Origin of the sequence: Butyrivibrio sp. VCD2006 (assembly GCF_000423925.1) — a bacterium.
In the GTDB taxonomy this organism is placed as follows: Bacteria; Bacillota; Clostridia; order Lachnospirales; family Lachnospiraceae; genus Butyrivibrio.
In genome coordinates, this window is sequence record NZ_AUIX01000053.1 from 1 (window position 1) to 21,218 (window position 21,218).

Below are 21,218 nucleotides of genomic sequence, written 5' to 3' on the forward strand. Positions count from 1 at the left end.
AAAGCGGTCTATGATATCCCAGGTGCTTTGAGATATAGCATCTGGATCAGGGTAATATTTGCGGAGATTTTCAACAACAAAGGTTTGGTAGTCGGCATGACTGCCACAATTAACAGGTAACATAAAATCGCCCTCCAATCAAAAAAATTACGGCCGCGCCGTAACGACACTTCCTTTTTAACAAGGGCGCGAAGCGCCGCATTTTTGGAGGTAAATGTCAAGTGTTTTTTGATAAAAAAGTGGGGGATTTTAATAAAAAAGGAATCTGAAAGCCGCATTGTTACTGGCTTATAGATTCCGAGAGTATATTCAGGAAAAAAGGGAGGAAGAAAATGAGTAAGAAATTAGTGGCACTGTTATTATCATCAGTTATTACAGCCGGGCTTGTGGGATGTGGAAGCAGCGAAGGTGTGCAGACAGCTCCTTCAGCAAATGCTGAAACAGAACAGACAGCATCCTCAGATGCAGCCGCCAGTGCGGGTGGATATACCACAGACTCTATTACAATAAATATTTGGGACTCAAATCAGCAGGCCGGCCTTCAGGCTATCGCAGATGACTGGAGTGCAAATTCAGGCGTGAAGGTAAATATTGAAGTCATTGACTGGGATAATTACTGGACACTTCTTGAGGCAGGTGCTTCAGGTGGTGAGATGCCAGATGTATTCTGGATGCATTCAAACACAGCACAGATGTATATGGAAAATGGCATCCTGCTGGATCTTACAGATTACATCGCAGCAGATGCCTCTGTAAATAAGGACAACTTCTATGAAGGAGTTTGGAATCTGTACAGCAGTGGTGACAGGCAGTATGCACTTCCCAAGGATCATGACACTATAGCACTCCTTTATAACAAGTCGGTTTTTGACAAATATGGTGTGGAGTATCCCACTGATGATTGGACATGGGACGACATGTATGAGGCAGCTAAGGCAATTACTGAAGGATCAGGCGGAGATGTCTACGGTATGGCAATGAATACCTCAAACAACCAGGACGGCTGGTACAACCTCGTTTACGATTACGGCGCTCAGGTGATCACTGATGATCATAAGGGAACAACCATCGGATCTGCAGAGGGTAAGGCCGGAATGGAGATGGTAAGAAAGCTCCTTACAGTTGGCGCTCCTCAGTCAGTAGTTGCTGAGACAGGAACAGATTCACTGTTTATGTCAGGTAAGGCAGCCATGATCACACAGGGCTCATGGATGATCAACGCATTCTACACTGCAGAAAACCATAATGACTATGCTTGGGCAATGCTTCCTTATGCTGATACAAATTCAAACGGAACATGTGATGCAGGAGAGAGATACTCTGCATACAACGGACTTGGCTGGGCTGCCAATGCAAATGTAGCTGATCCCAAGGCATGCTATGACCTCATTTCTTACTTCTGTTCCGAAGAAGGCCAGAAGAAGCAGGCACAGCTTGGAGTAACCATGGGAGGACTTAAGGGTGTTTCAGAGGACTTCTCAGATGCTTTTGAAGGAATGGATGTATCCGCCTTTGTAAGAGCTGAGGAAGAAGGAGATCTGTTCTTCCGTCCTTACACAAGAAAGACTACAGTCTGGGAAGATGCTCTTCAGCAGCAGGGTGGATTCCTTGATGCATGGCAGAATCCCGAAGATAGTGCACTGATGGCAACTGCCTGTGACAATGCACAGAAGATAATTGATGATGCTATTGCAGCAGAGTGATCTGTGAAAAATGAATGCCGGGGGGACACCTCGGCATTCACCATATCTTTGGAGGGTTATATGACTAAGAAAAAGATGACTCCGTCTCAAAAGAGACAGGCAATATGGGGATGGGCCTTTGTATTACCAACGATTTTAGGACTGATCGTACTGAACTATTATCCTGCGATCAATACTGTATACCAGTCTCTTTGCAAGACCGGAGATTTTGGAAAAGGGAACATATTTGTAGGACTTAACAACTACAAAACTGTGCTGGGATCGGCAGAAGTGTGGCAGTCCCTCTGGAACACTGTAAAATATGCGATTGTTGAGGTACCACTGGGAATCGTGATAGCTCTTTTGCTGGCGGTTCTTATGCAGAAAAAGCTTGCTGGAAAAACTCTTTTCCGCACTCTTTTTTTCCTTCCGATGGTTTGCGCACCTGCTGCAGTTGCAATGGTTTGGAAGTGGCTTTACAATCAACAGTTTGGACTTCTGAACAATGTTTTTCATACGAATGTTGCATGGATTTCAGACCCAAAGATAGCCTGGATCAGTGTAGGCATAATCGGTGTATGGTCAATTATTGGATACAACATGGTCCTGTTCATTGGAGGGCTTCAGGAAATTCCTAAGGATTACTACGAAGCAGCGCAGATTGACGGAGCATCGTCTATAAGGCAATTCTTTTCCATAACAGTTCCACTGCTTAGCCCTACGACCTTCTTTATAGTTCAGACAAGGATTATAGGAGCACTCACGGTATTTGATCTTATGTTCATGGTAATGGACAAGACAAATCTTGCCCTTAATAAGACCCAGTCAATTGTGTACCTGTTTTACACCTATGCTTTCACCAACGGCAACAGGGGGTATGGTGCCGCAATAGTAATGGTACTCGTGGTATTTATCATGATAGTTACGTTCTTCCTTCAGAAGCTTGAAAAGAAGATCGTTTATTACAATTAAGAAGGGAGAACGAGGATGGATAGCAGCATCAGTACAAAATACACTGTAAATAAAATAATCACTTATACAGTCCTTATAATCTTTGCTATTATTATGTTAGTGCCATTTGTATGGATGATACTTACGGCCATTAAAACCAATCAGGAAGCTATATCTGTGGATCCGTTTTTTATTTTTCCCCACAATGGATGGCATTTTGAGAACTTTGCAACAGTATGGAAGAGCTATAATTTCATAACATTATACAAAAATACGATCCTGTTCATAATATTCCGCGTTATCTGCGCATGCCTTACTGCGACCATGGCAGGATATGCCTTTGGAAGACTTGAATTTCCCGGAAAGAAGATATTGTTCTCTCTGGTGCTTATCCAGATGATGATACCTGCACAGATATTTGTGATTCCACAATATCTGATGGTGTCAAAGTTACATATTTTAAATACCACAGCGGGCCTTGTCTTCCCAGGACTTGTTACAGCGTTTGGAACCTACCTGTTGAAAACGGGATACCAGTCGCTTCCCAAGGATCTTGAAGAGGCAGCGGCAATTGACGGCTGCAACATCGGACAGACATTTCTTTTCATAATGATGCCACTTACCAGATCATCCATGGTTTCGCTGGGAATCTTTACGGCGCTTTTTGCTTTTAAGGACCTTATGTGGCCAATGATAGTCTGCACAAATGCGAGCACTACGACCCTCAGCGCGGGACTTGCCAAGATGCAGGGACAGTATGGAAGTGACTATCCTGCCATGATGGCAGCTGCGGTTCTTGCTATTGTACCTATGATCGTAATATACATAATATTCCAGAAGCAGTTTGTTGAGGGTATTGCAACCTCAGGAGGAAAACTTTGATATGTCGATAATATTTGATGAAAAGAGCAAGCTCTTTTCCCTGATGACTGTAAATACAGAGTATCAGATCAAGATAAATGAGCCGGGAATGGTTCTTCACACCTACTATGGTAAAAGAGTGAGTGGCTTTGATATGGGGTATCTGATCAAGGAACTGGACAGAGGGTTCTCGGGAAATCCCTATGAGTACAGGAACAGGAGAGGCATATCAGCAGATACGCTTCCGCAGGAGTACTCAACTGACGGAGCAGGAGACTACAGGGTAAGTGCACTGTCCCTTATTCTTTCAAACGGTTCGGGGACGGTCGATCTCAGATATAAGAGTCATGAGATCATTACAGGAAGAGATGAGCTTAAGGGACTGCCCTATGTAAGAGCGGAGAAAGACAAGGTCGATACTCTGAAGATATATCTTGAAGATAAGGTGGCACATCTTCTTGTAGTATTGTCATACCAGGTATTCGAGGAGAAAGATATTATTTCAAGATATTCTGTCATAAGAAATGAGTCCGGAGGAGATATCTTTTTAAATAAAGCAGCATCTGCCTGCCTGGACCTAATGGGAAAGGATCTTGACCTTATTCATTTTCACGGTCGCCATGCTTTTGAAAGACAGCCTGAGAGGGGCAGGGTCGGACATGAGATTCACAGGATAAGTTCAAAGAGGGGAACCAGCAGTCACCACAACAATCCTTTTGTGATCCTCTGTGACAGGAATACGGACGAGTGGCAGGGTGAGAGCTATGGAATTATGTTGATGTACTCGGGAGAGCACGCCGAGGAAGTGGAAAAAGATCAGGCCGGAACAATCCGCGTTGTGAGTGGAATATCTGATGACCACTTTTTGTGGAAACTCTGCGAAGGGGAAGAGTTTGTGACGCCTGAGGTAATGCTGGCATTTACAGATAATGGGCTCTCAGAGCTTAGCCTACGCTTCCACAGGATCATCCGTGAAAATGTATGCCCTAAGGAGTTTCGCGATATCAAGCGCCCGGTCCTTATGAATAACTGGGAGGGTACCTACTTTGATTTTGATGATGACAAGATAATGGATATAGCCGACAGCGCCAAAGAGGCAGGCTGTGAGATGCTGGTCCTTGATGACGGCTGGTTTGGAGCAAGGTATGATGATCACGCGGGACTTGGAGACTGGGTGGTTAACAGGGATAAGCTAAAGAAGGGCATGGATGCCATTGCTGTTCATGTGGAGAGCCTTGGTATGAAATTTGGCCTGTGGTTTGAGCCTGAGATGGTCAACGAGGACTCAGATCTTTACAGAGCGCATCCCGACTGGGCGCTCACTGATCCCGGCAGGAAGCCGGTGATGGCAAGAGATCAGTTGGTGCTTGATATGTCCAGGTCTGAGGTTATAGACTATTTGTACGAGAGTATTTCAGCGGTGCTTAGGAGTGCTAAGATATCCTACATCAAGTGGGACTTCAACAGATCACTGTCAAATGTCTTTTCCGGAGGGCTCCCCGCAGACAGGCAGGGAGAAGTGGCCCACAGGTTTGTCCTTGGCTCATACAGGCTGATGGAGAGATTGAGGGACAGTTTCCCTGATGTGATGATTGAGGGATGCTCGGGTGGCGGCGGAAGGTTTGATGCCGGAATCCTGTTCTACTCACCTCAGATATGGTGCTCTGACAACACCGAGGCAATCAATCGTCTGAAAATACAAAAGGGCACAACCTACGGTTATCCGGTGAGCACAATCGGAAGTCATGTATCTGCTTCGCCCAATCACCAGACCGGACGCGAAGTACCACTTATGACAAGAGCAATTGTTGCAATGGCGGGAACCTTTGGCTATGAGCTTGACCCGAGGACACTCAGTGCAGACGAGAAGGCAATGATCCGCCGGCAGATAGACGTTTTTAACAGATATTATGATCTGATACAGAGGGGAATGTACCTTCGCCTGTCAGATGAACTTGACGAAGAGTACTACACTTCCTGGGGATTTGTGTCAGAGGATAAGTCCGAGACGCTTCTTAATCTGGTGGTCACCGATGTGAGAGCCAATCCGGAAGTTATATACGTTCGCATGAGAAATCTTGATCCTGAAGCGATGTATGAGGTCGATAACTGTATCTCATCCTGTGAGAAGGTTCCGGAAAATGATGTGGGAGAGAAAGCAGATGTAATTGGACAGGTCTTTAGCGGAGCTGCGCTAATGAATGCTGGCTATGCCTTTGATCCCGTGTTCGGTTCATACCCGGCGATACAACTTCATTTTAGAAAGAAATGTTAAGAGACATCAATGGATTTCAAAATAGTTTTTTCAGATATAGACGGAACAATTCTAAACAGTGAACATAGAATGCTTAAGGGCACACTTGATGCAATATTTGCCCTAAAGAAAGCCAATATCCCTTTCGTCATTGCGACAGCAAGAGGACCATCCGGAGTACGGCCGATTTTTAAAAGATACGGGTTTACCTGCCCAATGATCTGTTATAGTGGGGCGCTTATCATTGATGAAAACGATAAGATAATGTACTCGGAGGGATTTGATGCCGATGACGCGAGGGATATTATTTCTTATATAGAGGCGGAGAAGATTGACTGTACATGGAATATCTATTCAGAAGAATTGTGGATTGTAAATGACAGGAATGACCGACTGGTCCGCGCAGAAGAGGAAATCGTTGAGGTCTGTGCAACAGAGGGCGGCATAGAGCTTCTTCCAAAAGATGCAATCATAGGAAAGCTCCTTTGCATATGTGAGCCTGAAGCAATATGTGGTATAGAAAATGAATTGAAAAAGAGATTTCCAAAGCTGTCGATAGTTAAATCCTCAGATGTTCTTCTTGAAATCATGGGAAAGGGTATTACAAAGGCCGACGGAGTCAGGCGAGTATGCTCGTATATGAACATTCCGCCGGAGAAAGCGGTTGCTTTTGGTGATCATTTTAATGATGCAGAAATGCTACGATCTGTAGGATTTCCTTTTCTGATGGGAAATGCTCCGGAGGAATTGAAGAAGGAATTCTCGTGTGTGATCGGAAGTAATGATGACGAGAGCATTTCGGAAGCCTTTAGGAGTATTGGCCTATTATTGGAGTGAGGGAGATGACAGTGATCTTAAGCTGTTTGAAAACATAACTTACAGTTTATACACGATAGAGGAGGCATTATTTGAAAAAGACAATTCGCAGTGTTCTCATTTTTATAACGCTGATTATTATTGTGTTGGTGGGACTTTTGATAAAGCTACGGATACAGACAGGAAGAATCCTTACTGATTATTCATCTATATATAAAGATGATAAATATGGTGCTCCGGTATATGTTGATGGAGTAGAGGTAATAACCCAGGATGTTTCCTGTGGTTATGCTTGTATTGAGATGTTTTCTGCATGGAATGGGGGACATCTGACAGAAGAGGATCTGTACAATGAATATGGCAAGGTCATAACCTCAACAGGAGATAAGTTCTGCGAAGAAATGAACAAGCGCTTTCCGGAGTACACTACGTCCATCCATAAATACATGTCAAACACGGAACTGATAGATGCAGTTTATGAAAATCTGGCAAGAGGAGTACCTGTGCCATTTGAGTGGGCAGCTAAGTATGGTGATGTGTGGACTCTTCATTATTCCCTGCTTGTTGGGATGGATATTCCTAATGACAAGATAACTGTAGCAAATCCTTATGGTTATGTTGAAGAGATATCTGTAGATGAATTTTTACAGCGCACAAGTTTTGAAGCCTATGAGAATATGCCTTTTTATTTCAAATTGGCATTTGCTGTAGGGATGTTTGAGAAGAATACAATCTTTACTGTTCACGGATTGAACGAGAACTAAATAACTTCGAAAGATAAACGGTTAAGCAAATCGGGATTAGTAGACGGAGGAGACTATGTTAAATGATTATGCAATAGACAAGCCAATTCTTGAAACAGACAGACTGATTATCCGTGTGCTTAACGAAAAGGATGTGGATGATTTAAAAGAGTGGTTGGGAAGAGATGAAATTTATACATATTGGGGAAGAAAAGCAAGCAAGGGCGAGAAAAATCCTGAACTCATGTTTATTGATCCACGTCCTTGGGTAAAAAGAAAACCTTCTCTTGATCTTGATTGGGGAATTGTATGGAAAGAAACAAATAAAGTGGTAGGTATGATCGCAGTATTTGATATTCAAAATGCCAGAATGGGCGATATAGCATACAGGATTAATCCTGAGTACTGGAGAATGGGAATTACTACAGAAGCTTTGAAGGAAGTGTTACGATTTGTTTTTAAGAACACAGAAATAGACCGATTGAATGGACGTGTGGATGTAAGAAATATTGCTTCAAACAGAGTTATGGAAAAATGTGGTTTTGTTAAAGAAGGAACAATTCGTCAAGGAAAAATGGTTTCGGTTTACTGCGACTATAATATCTACGGTTTGCTTAGAGAAGATTATATGAGCTGCAAAATGGAATAAAAGTCTCGCTGTATAGAGAACGAAAAAAGTGATTATGTGGGGATCTGAATTTGGGCGTTATTAATAATTTCAAGAAGAAAGAAAAATACCAAAAGGTATACTGCCTTGCTTTGGCAGTAGTGTATCTTGCTCTGTTCTCAGTAGGAATTCTGATATCTATTAAATCTATTGATCTATCCAAAAATCAGAAGGAAGGCTCCAGACTAATAGGCGCAAGCTATATGACCATGAACAATGAATTTTTCAGGATAATTCATGAGCAGGTCAGAGTTAGAGTTGAGGCCGAGGGTGACAAAGTGATATTGCGTGATCCCGGTATGAATGTGAAGAGACAGAAGGAACAGATAAGGGAGATGCTGAAAATGGGCATCGATGCTCTGATCCTCACTCCGGTGGACCCGGACGGCCTTGTGGATGTGCTGATCGAAGCCAGGGCAAAAGGCGTATTTGTGATTGTTGTGGATTCAAATGTAAGTACGGAGAATCTTATCAACTGCACTATTGTTTCGGACAATTACAATGCGGGGTGTCTTGACGGAGAATATATGTTACAGACGCAAAAAAGCGGCAAAATTGTGGTCATGACTCACACCAGTGCAGTATCCGGAAGGCAGCGTGTGGCAGGTTTTCTGAATACAGTTTCAAGGAATCCTGACTATACGGTGGAGTGCCAGATTGATTGCAACGGTCAGTATGAAAAGGCACTTCAACGGATGAGCGAATACCTTAAGGGAGGACATGATTTTGACACGGTATTTTGCTTAAACGACCCTGCTGCTGAAGGCGTAGTGGCAGCCCTTCAGGAAAAGGGGCTGTCAGGGAGCGTTAACGTATACGCTGTGGATGCTTCCCCTGATGCCAAGGCCCTGATATCTGCCGGAATGATGAAGGCTTCGGTGGTGCAGTTTCCCACGAAAATAGGTGAGAAAGCAGCAGATGTTCTATACGACCTGATTGCAGGTAATGAGATAGAAAAAAGTATCACGGTGCCGGTCGATATCGTGACACAGGATAACATCAGTCAATTTGAAAAAGACAGATGGCAGTAACCATAAAACAAATAGCAACAAGACAAAATGCATTAGAATAATAAATTACAATAAAGCAATATGAAGAACACAGATGGCAATAACACAATAATAGAAAAAGATTACAGACTTCCGGATCTGTTGGTGAATCTCATGATGCACCTTAATTTCTGGATGCTGCTGTTTATAGTATTTATCATGTATCATGCCCTTTGGGGATACGTTCATGAAGGCTCTGCGCTGTCATTTCTCATGAATTCCAGGCATATTCCTGCGCGTCCTTTTGAGTCGATACTTTCATCGGGACTTCTTTATGCATGTCTGCTGTTGCTGCTCACAACGGAGACAGACCCGGGGATACATTTTTTATTGAAACTCATAGCAGAGACAATAATCGTTATTGTACTATCAGGAATTATGAGCTTTTGCTACATGGGTATGTTCCTCATGATAATCGCCAATCTGATAAGGCGTCCCATTGGCAGATGGAACCGAAACATAACCTTTGTGCTGGTTGGAGTATGTTATTTTTTGCTGGAGAGTCAGATACTATCCATCTGGATTCCGGTAACAGATTTTTCGGATTACCTGAATTACTACGGAAGCGATTATGCGAAAATATTCCAGGGGATAATAAATGTTGGAAGGCTTTTTAATGTATTTCTGTTCATGTGCTATATGTTCTTCATCGTCAGAATTCAGATGAGTGAAAATGAGCGCATCTTGTCACTGAACGAACAGCTAAGGGATGCAAATGCCAAGCTTGAGGAGTACTCCGAAAAGTCGGCACTTATGGCACAGACTAGTGAGAGAAACCGCCTGGCCAGAGAGATTCACGATACGATAGGGCATTCACTTACAGGAATTGTAACAGGAATAGAAGCTTGCATCATGCTGTTCGACACTAACAGAGAGCTTGTAAAGGAACAGCTAATGGCTATCTCAGAGGTCGCTCACCGAGGGATGGAGGATGTACGCAGATCGGTGAGAGCCTTAAAACCCGATGGCCTTGAAAGAATGCCCCTTGATCTTGCGATTGAGCAGATGATAGATGAAATGCGCAGGTCCACCGGTATTCGTTTTCACTATAACTGCGTTGTGGATTTGAGGGATGCTTTTGGCGAAGATGAAGCGGAAGCACTCTATAGAACCGTTCAGGAAGGGATCACTAATTCTGTAAGGCACGGAAAACCTCAGGATATCTGGATCATGATAAACAAGATTGATGATGTGATCAACATTATCATAAGGGATAATGGCTGCGGATGTCCGGATCTTAATAAGGGCTTTGGACTTAGCCATATGGAGGAGCGTTTGCAGATGCTCGACGGAAAATTATATTGTGATGGAAATAACGGATTTTTGCTTCGCGCAGAGATACCGATTCGCTGGGGAACGGAGGTAAACTGGAACCATGATCAAAATACTGATAGCTGATGATCAGGAGCTGATGCGTCAGAGTCTTAAAATGATACTGGGAGGAGTTGAAGATTTTGAGGTAACCGATGCTGTATCAAACGGAACGGACGTCATAAGGAGCATCAGAGAAAATAAGCCCGATGTGATCCTGATGGACGTGCGCATGCCCAAGATGGATGGGGTTGTGTGCACCAAGATAATCAAGGAAAACGAACCTGATATCAAAATAATAATACTTACAACTTTTGACGATGATGAATATGTCTTCAATGCGATTAAAAACGGAGCCAGCGGATATCTGTTAAAGGGCGTTTCCTTTGAGGAGCTAATTGAAGCAATCAGAAAAGTCCACAGCGGCATGGCTATTATGAATGATGATATCACCAATAAAGTACTAAAGCTCTTTTCAGAGATGGCTAAATCAAAGGATTCAGTTGAGGTTGACGAGCAGAGTATAAATGAGATAAAGGAAAACGAATGGGCTATCATCGAAGGCATTGTTGAAGGTCTGTCAAATAAGGAGATTGCTACAAAGCTCAATTTCTCCGAAGGAACAATAAGGAATAACCTCAGCAATATATTAAATAAGCTGGGGCTTAAGAACAGAACTCAGCTTGCAATCTGGGCTGTGCAGTCAGATGCAATGAGCAGGATGAACAATAAAAACAACGAACGGAATTAAAAGATGACAGAGCGTGATAATAAAAAAATTAAATATTGGCTCTCCCTTTTTATTCTGATAATTGTTATCTTCCTTACAACGGACTGGTGGAGATCGATTCCTTTTCATCAAAAAAATGTTTTGACGGTGGGCGTTTTTTCGGACAGCTACTGGAACCAGCAAAACGGAAATCAGCACAAATTCATAGACAGCGTGATTGAAAAATATGAGGAACAAAATCCTAATATAAAGGTTGTTTATGAAAAGGGAATCCTGAAGGATGACTATTCTGAGTGGCTGGCAGAGCAGATAATACAGGGGACTGCACCGGATGTTTTTATTGTTATTCCCGAAGATTTCAATATGCTTCGCGACATAGGGGCACTTAAAAATCTGGATAGCATGATACAAAAAGACGAAGACTTTGATGCCGGAGCTTTTTATGAGGCTGCATATTCAGCCGGAGAAGCTGATGGCGTAAGGTATTCACTTCCAGTGGAATGTGCACCGGACCTGATGTTTGTAAATCGTACAATCCTGCAAAATGAAGGAATAGAACTGCCTTCCTCAAAGTGGACCTGGGAAGATTTCTACGACATATGTAGAAAGGTCACTAAGGACACAGACGGCAATGGAACGATCGATCAAGTAGGCGTAGCTGATTATTCCTGGGAGGAGGCATTTGCCTCAAACAACGTGACTTTATTCAACAAGGAGGGAACGGAGAGCAACTTTACTGATGAGAAAGTGTACAATGCACTTATGTTCCTTGACCAGTTGGATGTTCTGTACTCAGGAAGCGGTAGTGCCGACATATCTTTTGAGCACGGTAATGTCGCCTTTTGGCCCATGAATTTTTCAAGCTACAGAACATATTTGAACAATCCCGTTCATGCAAGCCGATATGCGGATTTTGACTGGGATTATCTTACAATGCCGGCAGGGCCTGATGGTGATAATGCATCTATTCTTGATCTGATATCAATTGCCATGTATTCGGGAACTCCAATGCAGAATGAAGCCTGGGAATTTATTAAGCTGCTCACCTGTGATGAAGATATTCAGGCAGGGATATTTGAGTTCTCTGAAGGAATATCCGTATGCAGGGATGTGACGGAGGCTGAACTTGTAAAGGAAAATGAGATGCTCCCCGGAATGGATGAGAGTCCCAATATAGAGACCTTGGAATATACCATGCAGAATGCTATTTTTACCCACAGATTTTCAGGGTTTAATGAAGCTGTTAATGCGGTGGATACGGGAGTTAGTGAGATACTCAAAAGTGATGCAAATATCCGCATGGAGCAGGTTATCCAGGCCAGAAGCATCAACAATTTTCTCAAAACCATTCATAACTAAAAACGGCAAATGTGATTTTTGCAAGTGACATTTGTCATTAAAAAATATGATATTTGTTTACAAATAGTAATGACGTTTGGTACTTATACCGGCGTCATTTTTTTTATATTCTAAAGCAGTCAAATACAAAGAACCGGGCTGAAAAGAAAAAAGATTTACATAAAGGTATGGGAGGATTGTTATGAACTCAGCAAAAAAAGAGAAGTCTTCAAAAAAATGGATTTCTGAAATGGGGACCTTGTGGGCACTGATAACGCTGTGCATAGTAGGAGCCTTTGTAAGTCCCAGCTTTTTAAAAGGAGCAAATATCATAAATGTCATGAGACAGATTTCCATAAACGGAATCATTGCTCTGGGAATGACATTTGTTTGTCTGACAGGCGGCGTTGATCTATCGGTAGGATCACAGGTCGCGGTATACGGAATCATGATCGCACAGATGCTCAAGAATAATATTAGTCCTTTTATAGCAATACCGATCACGCTTGCAACTGCGATACTCATAGGATTTTTAAACGGACTTGGAATTGCAAAAGGTAAGCTTGCTCCTTTCATCATGACACTTGGTTCCATGACAGCGCTTAGAGGATTGTCGAAATACATTTCAAACGGCTCACCACAGAACTGGAGAGCAACCGGAATTGATATCAAGTTCATCGGTCAGGGATATGTTGGATTCGTTCCCGTACCTGTGATCATTTTCCTGATAATGTTCTTTATAGGATTTTACATCCTTAAATACACCTGGTTTGGAAGAAGTGTATACGCTATAGGCGATAACCGAGAGGCAGCACGACTTAACGGAATAAATGTTGAAAAGACGCAGCTCATCTGCTTTATAATTACAGCTTTTGTTAGCTTCATGTCAGCTCTTGTTCTCACTTCAAAGCTGTCCTCCTGTGATCCCACAGCAGGTGAAGGCTACGAGCTGGATGCTCTCTCAATGTGCTACATAGGCGGAATATCCACCATGGGAGGTGTCGGCAAAATATCGGGAACTCTTATTGGAGCATGCCTTCTTACAGTTTTATCAAACATTATGAATCTGGTTGGAATAAACTCCTACATGCAGAATATCGTACAGGGTCTGATAGTCATCTTTGCAGTACTTATTGGTGGTATCTCTGCGAAAAAGAAATAATTACAAATGATTTTACTTTCGGGAAGTAGATAATTGCCCTCACTTTTCCCGATGTGAAATAGAACTGACGAAGAGAGAATTCGTCGCAACTTACATGTATCTTTTTATAAGATAAGGAGGAAGAAAATGAATAAGAAAGTATTGTCTGCATTATTAACAGGTGTGATGGTAGTATCGCTCTCAGGCTGCGGATCTGCTCCTGCCGAGACAAAGACAGAGGAGCCTGCAAAAGAAGAGGCTGTAGCAGAAGAGACGACAGAAGTGGCAGAAGAGGCTGCAGAGGAAGTTACAGAAGAGGCTTCGACAGAAGAGATAAAAGACGAGGCAACAGCCACAGCAGATGAACCCGGCGGAGACGAAACTTTTACAATAGGATATGCACAGAGAGCAACTGATGCTGCATATACAATCGCAATCAAGGAGAGAAATCAGGAATACGCAAAGGAGCATTATCCGAATCTGCAGTGGGTTGAAACGGATGCACAGGGCGACGTTGCAACTCAGGCTGCAAATATTGAGGACCTTATATCAAGAGGTGTTGACCTTATCATGGTATCACCTCTTACATCAGACGGTCTGACAGATGCTGTTGCGGAGGCAATGGATGCAGGTATTCCTGTTGTAACAATGGACCGTGAAGTAGATACATCTGTTACTGTAAAGGTTGTAGCTGATAATAAGGAAATGGGAGTTATGGCTGCAGATAAGCTTGCAGAGATGATGGGCGGCAAAGGTAATGTCATAGAAGTATGCGGAACTACCGGATCATCTGCTGCAATCGATCGTCAGGCAGGTTTCGAAGAGACAATAGCTTCCAAGTATCCTGATATCAAAATCGTAGATTCACAGGATTGTGATTTCAATTCTGCAAAGGCTGCTTCCTACATGGAAGATATGCTTCAGAAGTATGGTGAAGGCGAAATCCAGGCAATATATTGCCACAACGATCCCATGGCAGAAGCTGTTGCTGAGACAGTAGTTGCTGCAGGACGTGATAACGAGGGCATTCTCATCACAGGTATGGACGGCGAAGAAGCAGCATTCCAGATGGTTGAGAACGGACAGATGGCATTCACGATCATCTATCCTACAATGTCCCCCGAGGCTATGATCGCTGCATACAATGTACTTACAAAGCAGCCCCAGGATGAAGTAGTAAACTGTATTCCCACTCTTGTATCAAAAGAGAACGTTGCTGAGCACCTTGGAACAGGTCTTCAGTAATAAAAAGTGAAGGAAGAAAACGCTCATGTTAAAGATGAATCATATTTCAAAGTCTTTTCCGGGTGTCAAGGCACTGGACGATCTGTCAATAGAGCTGTGCGACGGAGATATACTGGGATTAGTTGGAGAAAATGGTGCAGGAAAATCCACACTGATGAAAATTCTGTCAGGAGCTTATACCCTCGATGAGGGAGAAATCATCATTGATGGTGAAAAGATAGAACACCCGACACCTGCTTTGATGATAGAAAAGGGAGTCGCTGTTATCTATCAGGAACTCATGCTCCTGCCTCATTTTACCGTGGCAGAAAACATATATCAGAACAGGTATCCGACGGACAAATTTGGGAAAATTGACTTCGCTAAGATGAAAGCTGATGCAAAGGAGGTTCTGGACCGTGTAAATCTGCCTGTGGATCCCGGCGAATTCGTAGGTAACTTAAGTGTGGCTAAGAGGCAGATGGTTGAAATCGCCAAGGCTCTGTCCAAGAATGCTAAGATAATAGTTCTTGATGAACCTACAGCAGTACTGGCTGATGAGGAGCTAAAGACACTTTTCGAACTGGTGAAATCTCTCTCTGATCAGGGAATATCCTTTGTCTACATCTCACACAGGCTCAAGGAAATTTTCGAGTTGTGTAATAAGGTAACCATCATGAAGGACGGCCAGCTGGTTGAGAATGGCATGACGAAGGATTACGATACGGATAAGCTTGTTGAAAAGATGGTTGGCAGACAGATGAGCGATATCTATCCTTCAAGAGATGTGAAAATAGGAGATGTAGTCCTTAAGGTTGATGGTCTGACAAGACAAGGTGTTTTGGATAATGTGTCACTGGAGCTTCATAAGGGAGAAGTGCTGGGTCTGGCGGGCCTTGCCGGAGCAGGAAGAACAGAGACACTGAGAGCCATCATAGGTGCAGATAAAATTGATAGTGGGAAGATCACACTCTTTGGGAAGGAGTGTAAGTTTGATAATATCAAACAGGCTCTGGAAGCAGGATTTGGCATAGTTCCGGAGGAGAGAAAGGTAGAAGGACTTCAGCTGAATAACAGCCTGGTATTTAATGTATCCCTTCCTGCATTACCGCTATATAGCAACAAGTTTGGCAAGATAATCAGGAAAAAGGAAACGGATGCGGCTGATAAATATATCAAGCTATTCAATATCAGAACACCGGGGAGAGATGCAAACGTAAAGAACCTGTCCGGTGGCAATCAGCAGAAGGTTGTTCTGGGAAAATGGATTGCTGCAGACTGCAAGATACTTCTGGTAGATGAACCGACAAGAGGTGTCGATGTAGGATCAAAGCGTGAAATCTACACTATTCTGAATTCCCTTCTGGAACAGGGACTATCCATCATCATGGTCAGTTCAGAACTGCCTGAGCTCATAGGCACCTGTGACAGGATCTGCGTCATGAATGAAGGCAGAATAACAGGAGAACTTCAAAAGGATGAATTCTCGGAAGAAACTATAATGAGATACGCGACAATGTAAAAATATAAAGGCTACAGGAAAATCAAAAATCATCAGTTCCTGTAGCCTTATTTTATTATTGTATATTTTGGTCAGGATTCAAATTTAGCTTTTTCTTCTTTTCACATTTATTTCCTATCAAAACCTGACCGGCCGGGCAGGTTTTTTAACTCCTCCGGCAACCTTTTCCAGCTCTTTATCAATCTAAAGCGACAGCCCCTTCTTTATAGTTCTAATTCTTAACGTTATCCGAGTAATGCAATACTTATCCAAGTTTAAATGTATCAAGGAAAGCTGCAATCTGATCAGCAGAATCAGATACTGTTGTTGCGCTTCCTTCAACACCTTTACTGCTATCTGCTACGGCTTCCGCACTGGATGCCAGATTGGTCGTAGTTGCTGTAACTTCTTCTGTACTTGCTGACTGTTCTTCTGAAATAGCTGCAACAGATGTTGCTATATCATCAACAGTTGCCACTTTCTCAATCATCTCACCAACAATAGTTCCTGCTTCATCAAGGCTCTTAAAGATTTCTTCAAAGGTTTCTCCGGCAACGTTAACAGCCTCAACGCTTCTGTCAATCTTTTCCTTGTTTTCTTCAGATTTTCTTGAAAGTTCCTGAATCTGCTCTGTAATCTCTTTTACAATATCAGCAATCTGTTTGGTTGAATCTGCACTATTCTGTGCAAGAGATCCAATCTCGCTTGCAACAACCGCAAATCCTTTTCCAGCGTCTCCTGCCCTTGCTGCCTCAATTGAAGCATTAAGAGAAAGAAGGTTTGTCTGTGAAGAAATGGATGCAATGATGTCAATGATAGAGTTAATCCTCTTGGCAGATTCATCAACAGTACTTACAACACTATTCATATCATCCATGGATTCAGCAATTGACTGCATTCCCTGCTGAACATTAGCCATATCCTGCTGACCGTTTTGCGCCTTGGTGACAAGGTTTTCCATTGTATCTTTTGTAGTCTGGCTCTTATCAGAAAGAACTGATACCTCCTGGGCAAGCGTTGTAGCATTGGTTGCGAGCTCTGTAACCGCCTGAGCCATTCCGTCCATTGCCCCGTGTATCTGCTGCATTGCGTTGGACTGTTCATTTGCCTGAACATTAAGAGTTTCTGATGCGTCTTTACTATTTCCGGCTTCTGTCGTAAGTTGGTTGGTGATATTCTTCATATCTCCCATGGATTTACGCATGCTCTTTACATACTCAGACATCTTATCATTCATATGTCCGATTTCATTAGTACTTCCGTCGCTTTCAATATCAACACTGAAGTCCCCTTCAGCAATTCTTGTAATGTTGTCTGTAAGTTTTGTTACAGGCTTTGTGATCATCTTGCTTATGATAATGTAAAGAGCTGCACCAACAGCAACAACCATGATTATTGCTAGAATTACACTTATTGTTATAAATGCAGAAAGTGGAGCAAGTACATCATCTTTTTTTACGTAAGAAATCATGGTCCAGTTAGTTCCGTCTACAGGATCAAAAGAAACGTAGTAAGCCTTACCATCTGCTCCTTTGATTGTTTGGATTTCACTTGTTCCGCCTGCGTGTACAACGTTTGCAACAGATTGAATAAATGCATCATCCCCAAGGTCGGATGCTGATTTTCCAACATAATCAGAATTAACATGACCAATAATTACTCCTCCGCCAACAAGCATACTGTTACCTGTTCCTGAAGGAGTATAAGTACTTACCGTATCAGAAATTCCCTTTAGAACTATATCAGCTGATAACACACCGCTTCTTCCATCAAGCATCTTAACTGATCTTGATCCGCAAACAACCATCTGTCCTGTTGTCATATCAACAGATGGATCTCCAAGAGTGATGGATGTCGAACTTGAGCCGTTAATATACCATGCTCTCGTAGTCGGATCATAATCCGAATCGGGAACCCAACCGCCGCCATCATAAAATGCATCTTTTCCAAGTGCAAGATAGCTGTCAATTACAACTCCGGAATATTCACTCATTCCGGGCTCCAGAGCTTTTAATATATCAGCATCAGTTACGTAAGGTGAACTCTCCAAAAGATCTGCCGTACCGTCATAGTACTTTTTTATACCCTCAATCATTTGAGCAATGTCAGCTGCATTAGCTCTTGATTCCTGATAAAGCCCACTTGTTGCCTCTTGTTCAATTACACTCTTGGCCCTCATGGAAATAAATGCCGTAAGTATCACAAGAGCAGCTGCAACCATAGGAATCAAAACCAAAAGAAGCTGTGCACTAATGTGTTTCTGTCCTTTTTTCTGTGAACTGCTGTTACTTGCCATATAACACCTCCACATACAACAATAATATAGTAACAATTTTATTTTACTTTATAGCACATAAAAAATCATCAAGCATATACTTAATAACATATAAAATTTATTATTTTTTTATAAATATTGTCCCGTAAAAAAAGGGCTGTCGCACTAATTTAACTCATAGAGTTCAGCCGTGAGAAGACAACATTTTTATATGTCTGTTTTGCCGATAATCAGCTGATGTATCTCGTCTAGGAAAATGTTAACTGCCGGTGACTGTACTTCATTTTTTTTCCATATAAGATTACCGTGGACTTCCATGAGTGGATCCAAGGGAACAAATGTGAGGGGGCTATCACCGGTTGTGTTTATGAGGTTGTCAAAACATATGGCATATCCCAGTTCATTCTCAACAAGAAGAGAAGCGTTATATATTAGATTGTAGGTGGCTACAATACGAAGCTTTGATAGGAGCCGGTCATTTTTAAAATGTCTCTGCGCGCCTCTTGATACGATAATCGGTTCGTCTTTAAGATCACTAAACCGGATGGATTTTTTAGATGCAAAAGGACTATCTTTACGCATAAGAATGCCGTAAGTGTCTGCCATGGGAAGAGTTATGCTGTCATAACGTGTTTCGTCTACATCTGAGAAAACTATCGCAAAGTCTAGAATTCCATTTGCTATTTCATCCATCAGGTCGATGGTATCTCCACTCTTTATATTAACTGTAATTCCGGGATAGTTTTCAGATAACCGGGAGGCAGCTTTTGATATGAAACTGAATACTCTGGATTCTCCTGCACCTATACGAATTGTTCCCGTTATCTGGCCTCTGGTCTGAGATATTTCCTCTTCTGTGCGTTGAATCAGGCCGACTATCTCCTCAGCACGTTTTCTTAAAACCATTCCTTCTTCAGTGAGCGTGATCTTTCTGTTGCCCCTTATGAAAAGAGTGGCGCCTAGCTCTTCCTCAAGTTCCTTCATCTGTCTCGACAAAGAGGGCTGTGCTACGTGAAGAGCTTCTGAGGCTGCTGAAATATTACCTTCACGAACTACTGCCAGGAAATACTGCATTATTCTTAAATCCATGTTTTCTCTCCTAATAATTCAATACACATTGTTATCCACATTGTGACCATCGCTCCGGAGGGTTCGTTTTTGCTATTCATATTTATTATACCAAACTATTCAATATAAGTATTTGATTATAGATATATTCTGAATGATAATGGGAACAGGAAGACAACAGACAGCAAAAAACGCAGATTCCATACAGAAGGGAGCGCACTATGGCTAAAGAAATATTATCCAAAGAAAACATCATGGGAACAGAGAAGATAAACAAGCTTGTGATCACTACCGGAATCCCGCTGATGTTCAGTCTTCTTATCAACTCTCTTTATAACCTTGTGGATTCGGTCTTTGTATCAAGAATCTCAGAAGATGCCCTGACAGCACTTTCTCTTGCCGGACCGGTACAGCTGATCGTTTCATCTCTTGGTCTTGGAAATGCGGTAGGACTAAACGCAGTAATATCTAAAGCATTGGGAGAGAAGCGTCCCGACAAGGTTAAGAATGCAGCAAATGCAGCCATCTTTATAGCAGTATGCTGCTGGATAATAAATGTGATCATCTGTCTTTTGTTTGTCCGTCTATACTATGACTGGCAGGCTGGTGGCAATGAGACTATTGCCAGATATGGAAGACAGTATCTGACCATCTGCATGATCTTTTCTTTTGGACAGATGGGGCAGTGGGTGTTTGACCGTTTTGTAATAGCCAGTGGAAAATCAAGCCTCTTTATATTTACACTGTCAGCAGCTTCTATCACCAATCTGATACTCGATCCAATTTTCATATTCGGAATGTTTGGCTTCCAAGGCTTGAGACAACAGGAGCTGCGATAGCTACTGTTATAGGACAGTGCGTGGGATTACTTGCCGGTATTGTCATAAATAAGAGATGGAACAAAGAAATACCATTCTCATTCACCTTTAGCCCTGATATGGAAAGTGTTAAAAATATCCTTAAGGTCGGAATACCTTCAACTGTTGTCCAGATACTAACTTCTTTTGTAAACATAGGAATGAATTCAATCCTGCTTTCATTCTCATCCACAGCTGTTGCAGTATACGGAGTCTGTGCCCGTATGCAGAATGTCGTTACGGTTGGAGTTCATGGAATTGATAATGGGCTTATTCCTATAGTTGCATATAATTATGGCGCAGGAAAAAGATCACGCATCAGTGATTCGGTAAAATGGGCAGTTATTTATGGAGTCGCACTGTTCATAGTATTTTTCATGATACTTGAGCTTTTCCCGATGCAGATGCTAAGCCTGTTTGATGCTTCTGAGCATATGATGAAAATCGGAGTTCCTGCCATCAGGATTCTGGCTACTGCTTATTTAATTTCCATACCCAGCCTTGTTCTGGCAGCTGCTCTCCAGGGGCTTTCTCAGGGAACAAGAAGCATGTATATAACAATGCTCCGGCAGGCTATGCTCCCCCTCGCATTCGCTTTTGTGCTAAGCAGAACAAAACAGATCAGCCTTGTCTGGACAGCATTTATTATGGCTGAATTACTTGTTATACCGGTAGCGCTGGCACTGTGGAAGAAGAGCTTCAATGAATCAGGAATAAAAGAACTTGGCCTTGGCAATGTGTAAAAGATTA

18 protein-coding genes are annotated in these 21,218 nt (G+C 42.4%); 16 read left to right on the plus strand and 2 right to left on the minus strand.

Features of this window, described 5'->3' with window-relative positions; translation table 11 throughout:
• Positions 1–332: 332 nt before the first annotated feature.
• From G586_RS0116230 to G586_RS0116295, 14 genes are all read left to right on the plus strand, one after another.
• Positions 333–1,703, plus strand: a complete 1,371-nt coding sequence (locus G586_RS0116230) for an ABC transporter substrate-binding protein (protein ID WP_026528566.1) — start codon at positions 333–335, stop codon at positions 1,701–1,703.
• Positions 1,704–1,763: 60 nt separating this feature from the next.
• Complete coding sequence (locus tag G586_RS0116235) at positions 1,764–2,654, plus strand: carbohydrate ABC transporter permease (RefSeq protein WP_026510719.1); 891 nt, start codon at positions 1,764–1,766, stop codon at positions 2,652–2,654.
• 15 nt (positions 2,655–2,669) lie between these two features.
• Complete coding sequence (locus tag G586_RS0116240; protein ID WP_026510720.1) at positions 2,670–3,515, plus strand: carbohydrate ABC transporter permease; 846 nt, start codon at positions 2,670–2,672, stop codon at positions 3,513–3,515.
• A gap of 1 nt (position 3,516) precedes the next feature.
• A complete protein-coding gene (locus G586_RS0116245) occupies positions 3,517–5,769 on the plus strand; it encodes an alpha-galactosidase (RefSeq protein WP_026528567.1) in 2,253 nt (750 codons plus the stop codon).
• Between the two features lie 9 nt (positions 5,770–5,778).
• Positions 5,779–6,585: a Cof-type HAD-IIB family hydrolase gene (locus G586_RS0116250; RefSeq protein WP_026499397.1), complete on the plus strand. Its 807-nt coding sequence runs from the start codon at positions 5,779–5,781 to the stop codon at positions 6,583–6,585.
• Positions 6,586–6,656: 71 nt separating this feature from the next.
• Positions 6,657–7,328: a C39 family peptidase gene (locus tag G586_RS0116255; RefSeq protein ID WP_026528568.1), complete on the plus strand. Its 672-nt coding sequence runs from the start codon at positions 6,657–6,659 to the stop codon at positions 7,326–7,328.
• 55 nt (positions 7,329–7,383) lie between these two features.
• A complete protein-coding gene (locus G586_RS0116260; RefSeq protein ID WP_026528569.1) occupies positions 7,384–7,956 on the plus strand; it encodes a GNAT family N-acetyltransferase in 573 nt (190 codons plus the stop codon).
• Between the two features lie 119 nt (positions 7,957–8,075).
• Positions 8,076–9,005, plus strand: coding sequence for a substrate-binding domain-containing protein (locus G586_RS0116265; RefSeq protein ID WP_242829187.1), 930 nt, complete (start codon positions 8,076–8,078; stop codon positions 9,003–9,005).
• A gap of 60 nt (positions 9,006–9,065) precedes the next feature.
• Positions 9,066–10,421, plus strand: a complete 1,356-nt coding sequence (locus tag G586_RS27085) for a sensor histidine kinase (protein WP_051204860.1) — start codon at positions 9,066–9,068, stop codon at positions 10,419–10,421.
• Positions 10,399–11,085 (plus strand): response regulator transcription factor, encoded by a 687-nt coding sequence (locus G586_RS0116275; protein WP_026528570.1) that lies wholly within the window; start codon positions 10,399–10,401, stop codon positions 11,083–11,085. The genes G586_RS27085 and G586_RS0116275 overlap by 23 nt, the downstream gene beginning before the upstream one ends.
• Positions 11,086–11,088: 3 nt before the next feature.
• Positions 11,089–12,423: an ABC transporter substrate-binding protein gene (locus G586_RS0116280; RefSeq protein WP_026528571.1), complete on the plus strand. Its 1,335-nt coding sequence runs from the start codon at positions 11,089–11,091 to the stop codon at positions 12,421–12,423.
• Positions 12,424–12,604: 181 nt separating this feature from the next.
• A complete protein-coding gene (locus G586_RS0116285; protein WP_022762037.1) occupies positions 12,605–13,564 on the plus strand; it encodes an ABC transporter permease in 960 nt (319 codons plus the stop codon).
• Between the two features lie 126 nt (positions 13,565–13,690).
• The gene (locus tag G586_RS23520) at positions 13,691–14,788 is read left to right on the plus strand and encodes a substrate-binding domain-containing protein (RefSeq protein ID WP_051204861.1); all 1,098 of its coding nucleotides are present in this window, start codon (positions 13,691–13,693) and stop codon (positions 14,786–14,788) included.
• Between the two features lie 25 nt (positions 14,789–14,813).
• Complete coding sequence (locus G586_RS0116295) at positions 14,814–16,289, plus strand: sugar ABC transporter ATP-binding protein (protein WP_022762039.1); 1,476 nt, start codon at positions 14,814–14,816, stop codon at positions 16,287–16,289.
• Between the two features lie 244 nt (positions 16,290–16,533).
• Here G586_RS0116295 and G586_RS0116300 read toward each other — a convergent pair whose 3' ends face one another.
• Both G586_RS0116300 and G586_RS0116305 read right to left on the minus strand, forming a co-directional pair.
• Entirely contained in the window at positions 16,534–18,564 is a 2,031-nt protein-coding gene (locus G586_RS0116300; RefSeq protein ID WP_026528572.1) for a methyl-accepting chemotaxis protein, read from the minus strand.
• Positions 18,565–18,750: 186 nt separating this feature from the next.
• On the minus strand, positions 18,751–19,632 hold the full coding sequence (locus tag G586_RS0116305) for a LysR family transcriptional regulator (RefSeq protein ID WP_026528573.1): 882 nt from the start codon (positions 19,630–19,632) through the stop codon (positions 18,751–18,753).
• Positions 19,633–19,832: 200 nt separating this feature from the next.
• Between G586_RS0116305 and G586_RS25180 the strand changes: the two genes are divergently transcribed.
• Positions 19,833–20,450 (plus strand): MATE family efflux transporter, encoded by a 618-nt coding sequence (locus tag G586_RS25180; protein WP_051204862.1) that lies wholly within the window; start codon positions 19,833–19,835, stop codon positions 20,448–20,450.
• Positions 20,451–20,548: 98 nt separating this feature from the next.
• Positions 20,549–21,211: an MATE family efflux transporter gene (locus G586_RS25185; RefSeq protein WP_155834231.1), complete on the plus strand. Its 663-nt coding sequence runs from the start codon at positions 20,549–20,551 to the stop codon at positions 21,209–21,211.
• Positions 21,212–21,218 lie beyond the last annotated feature (7 nt).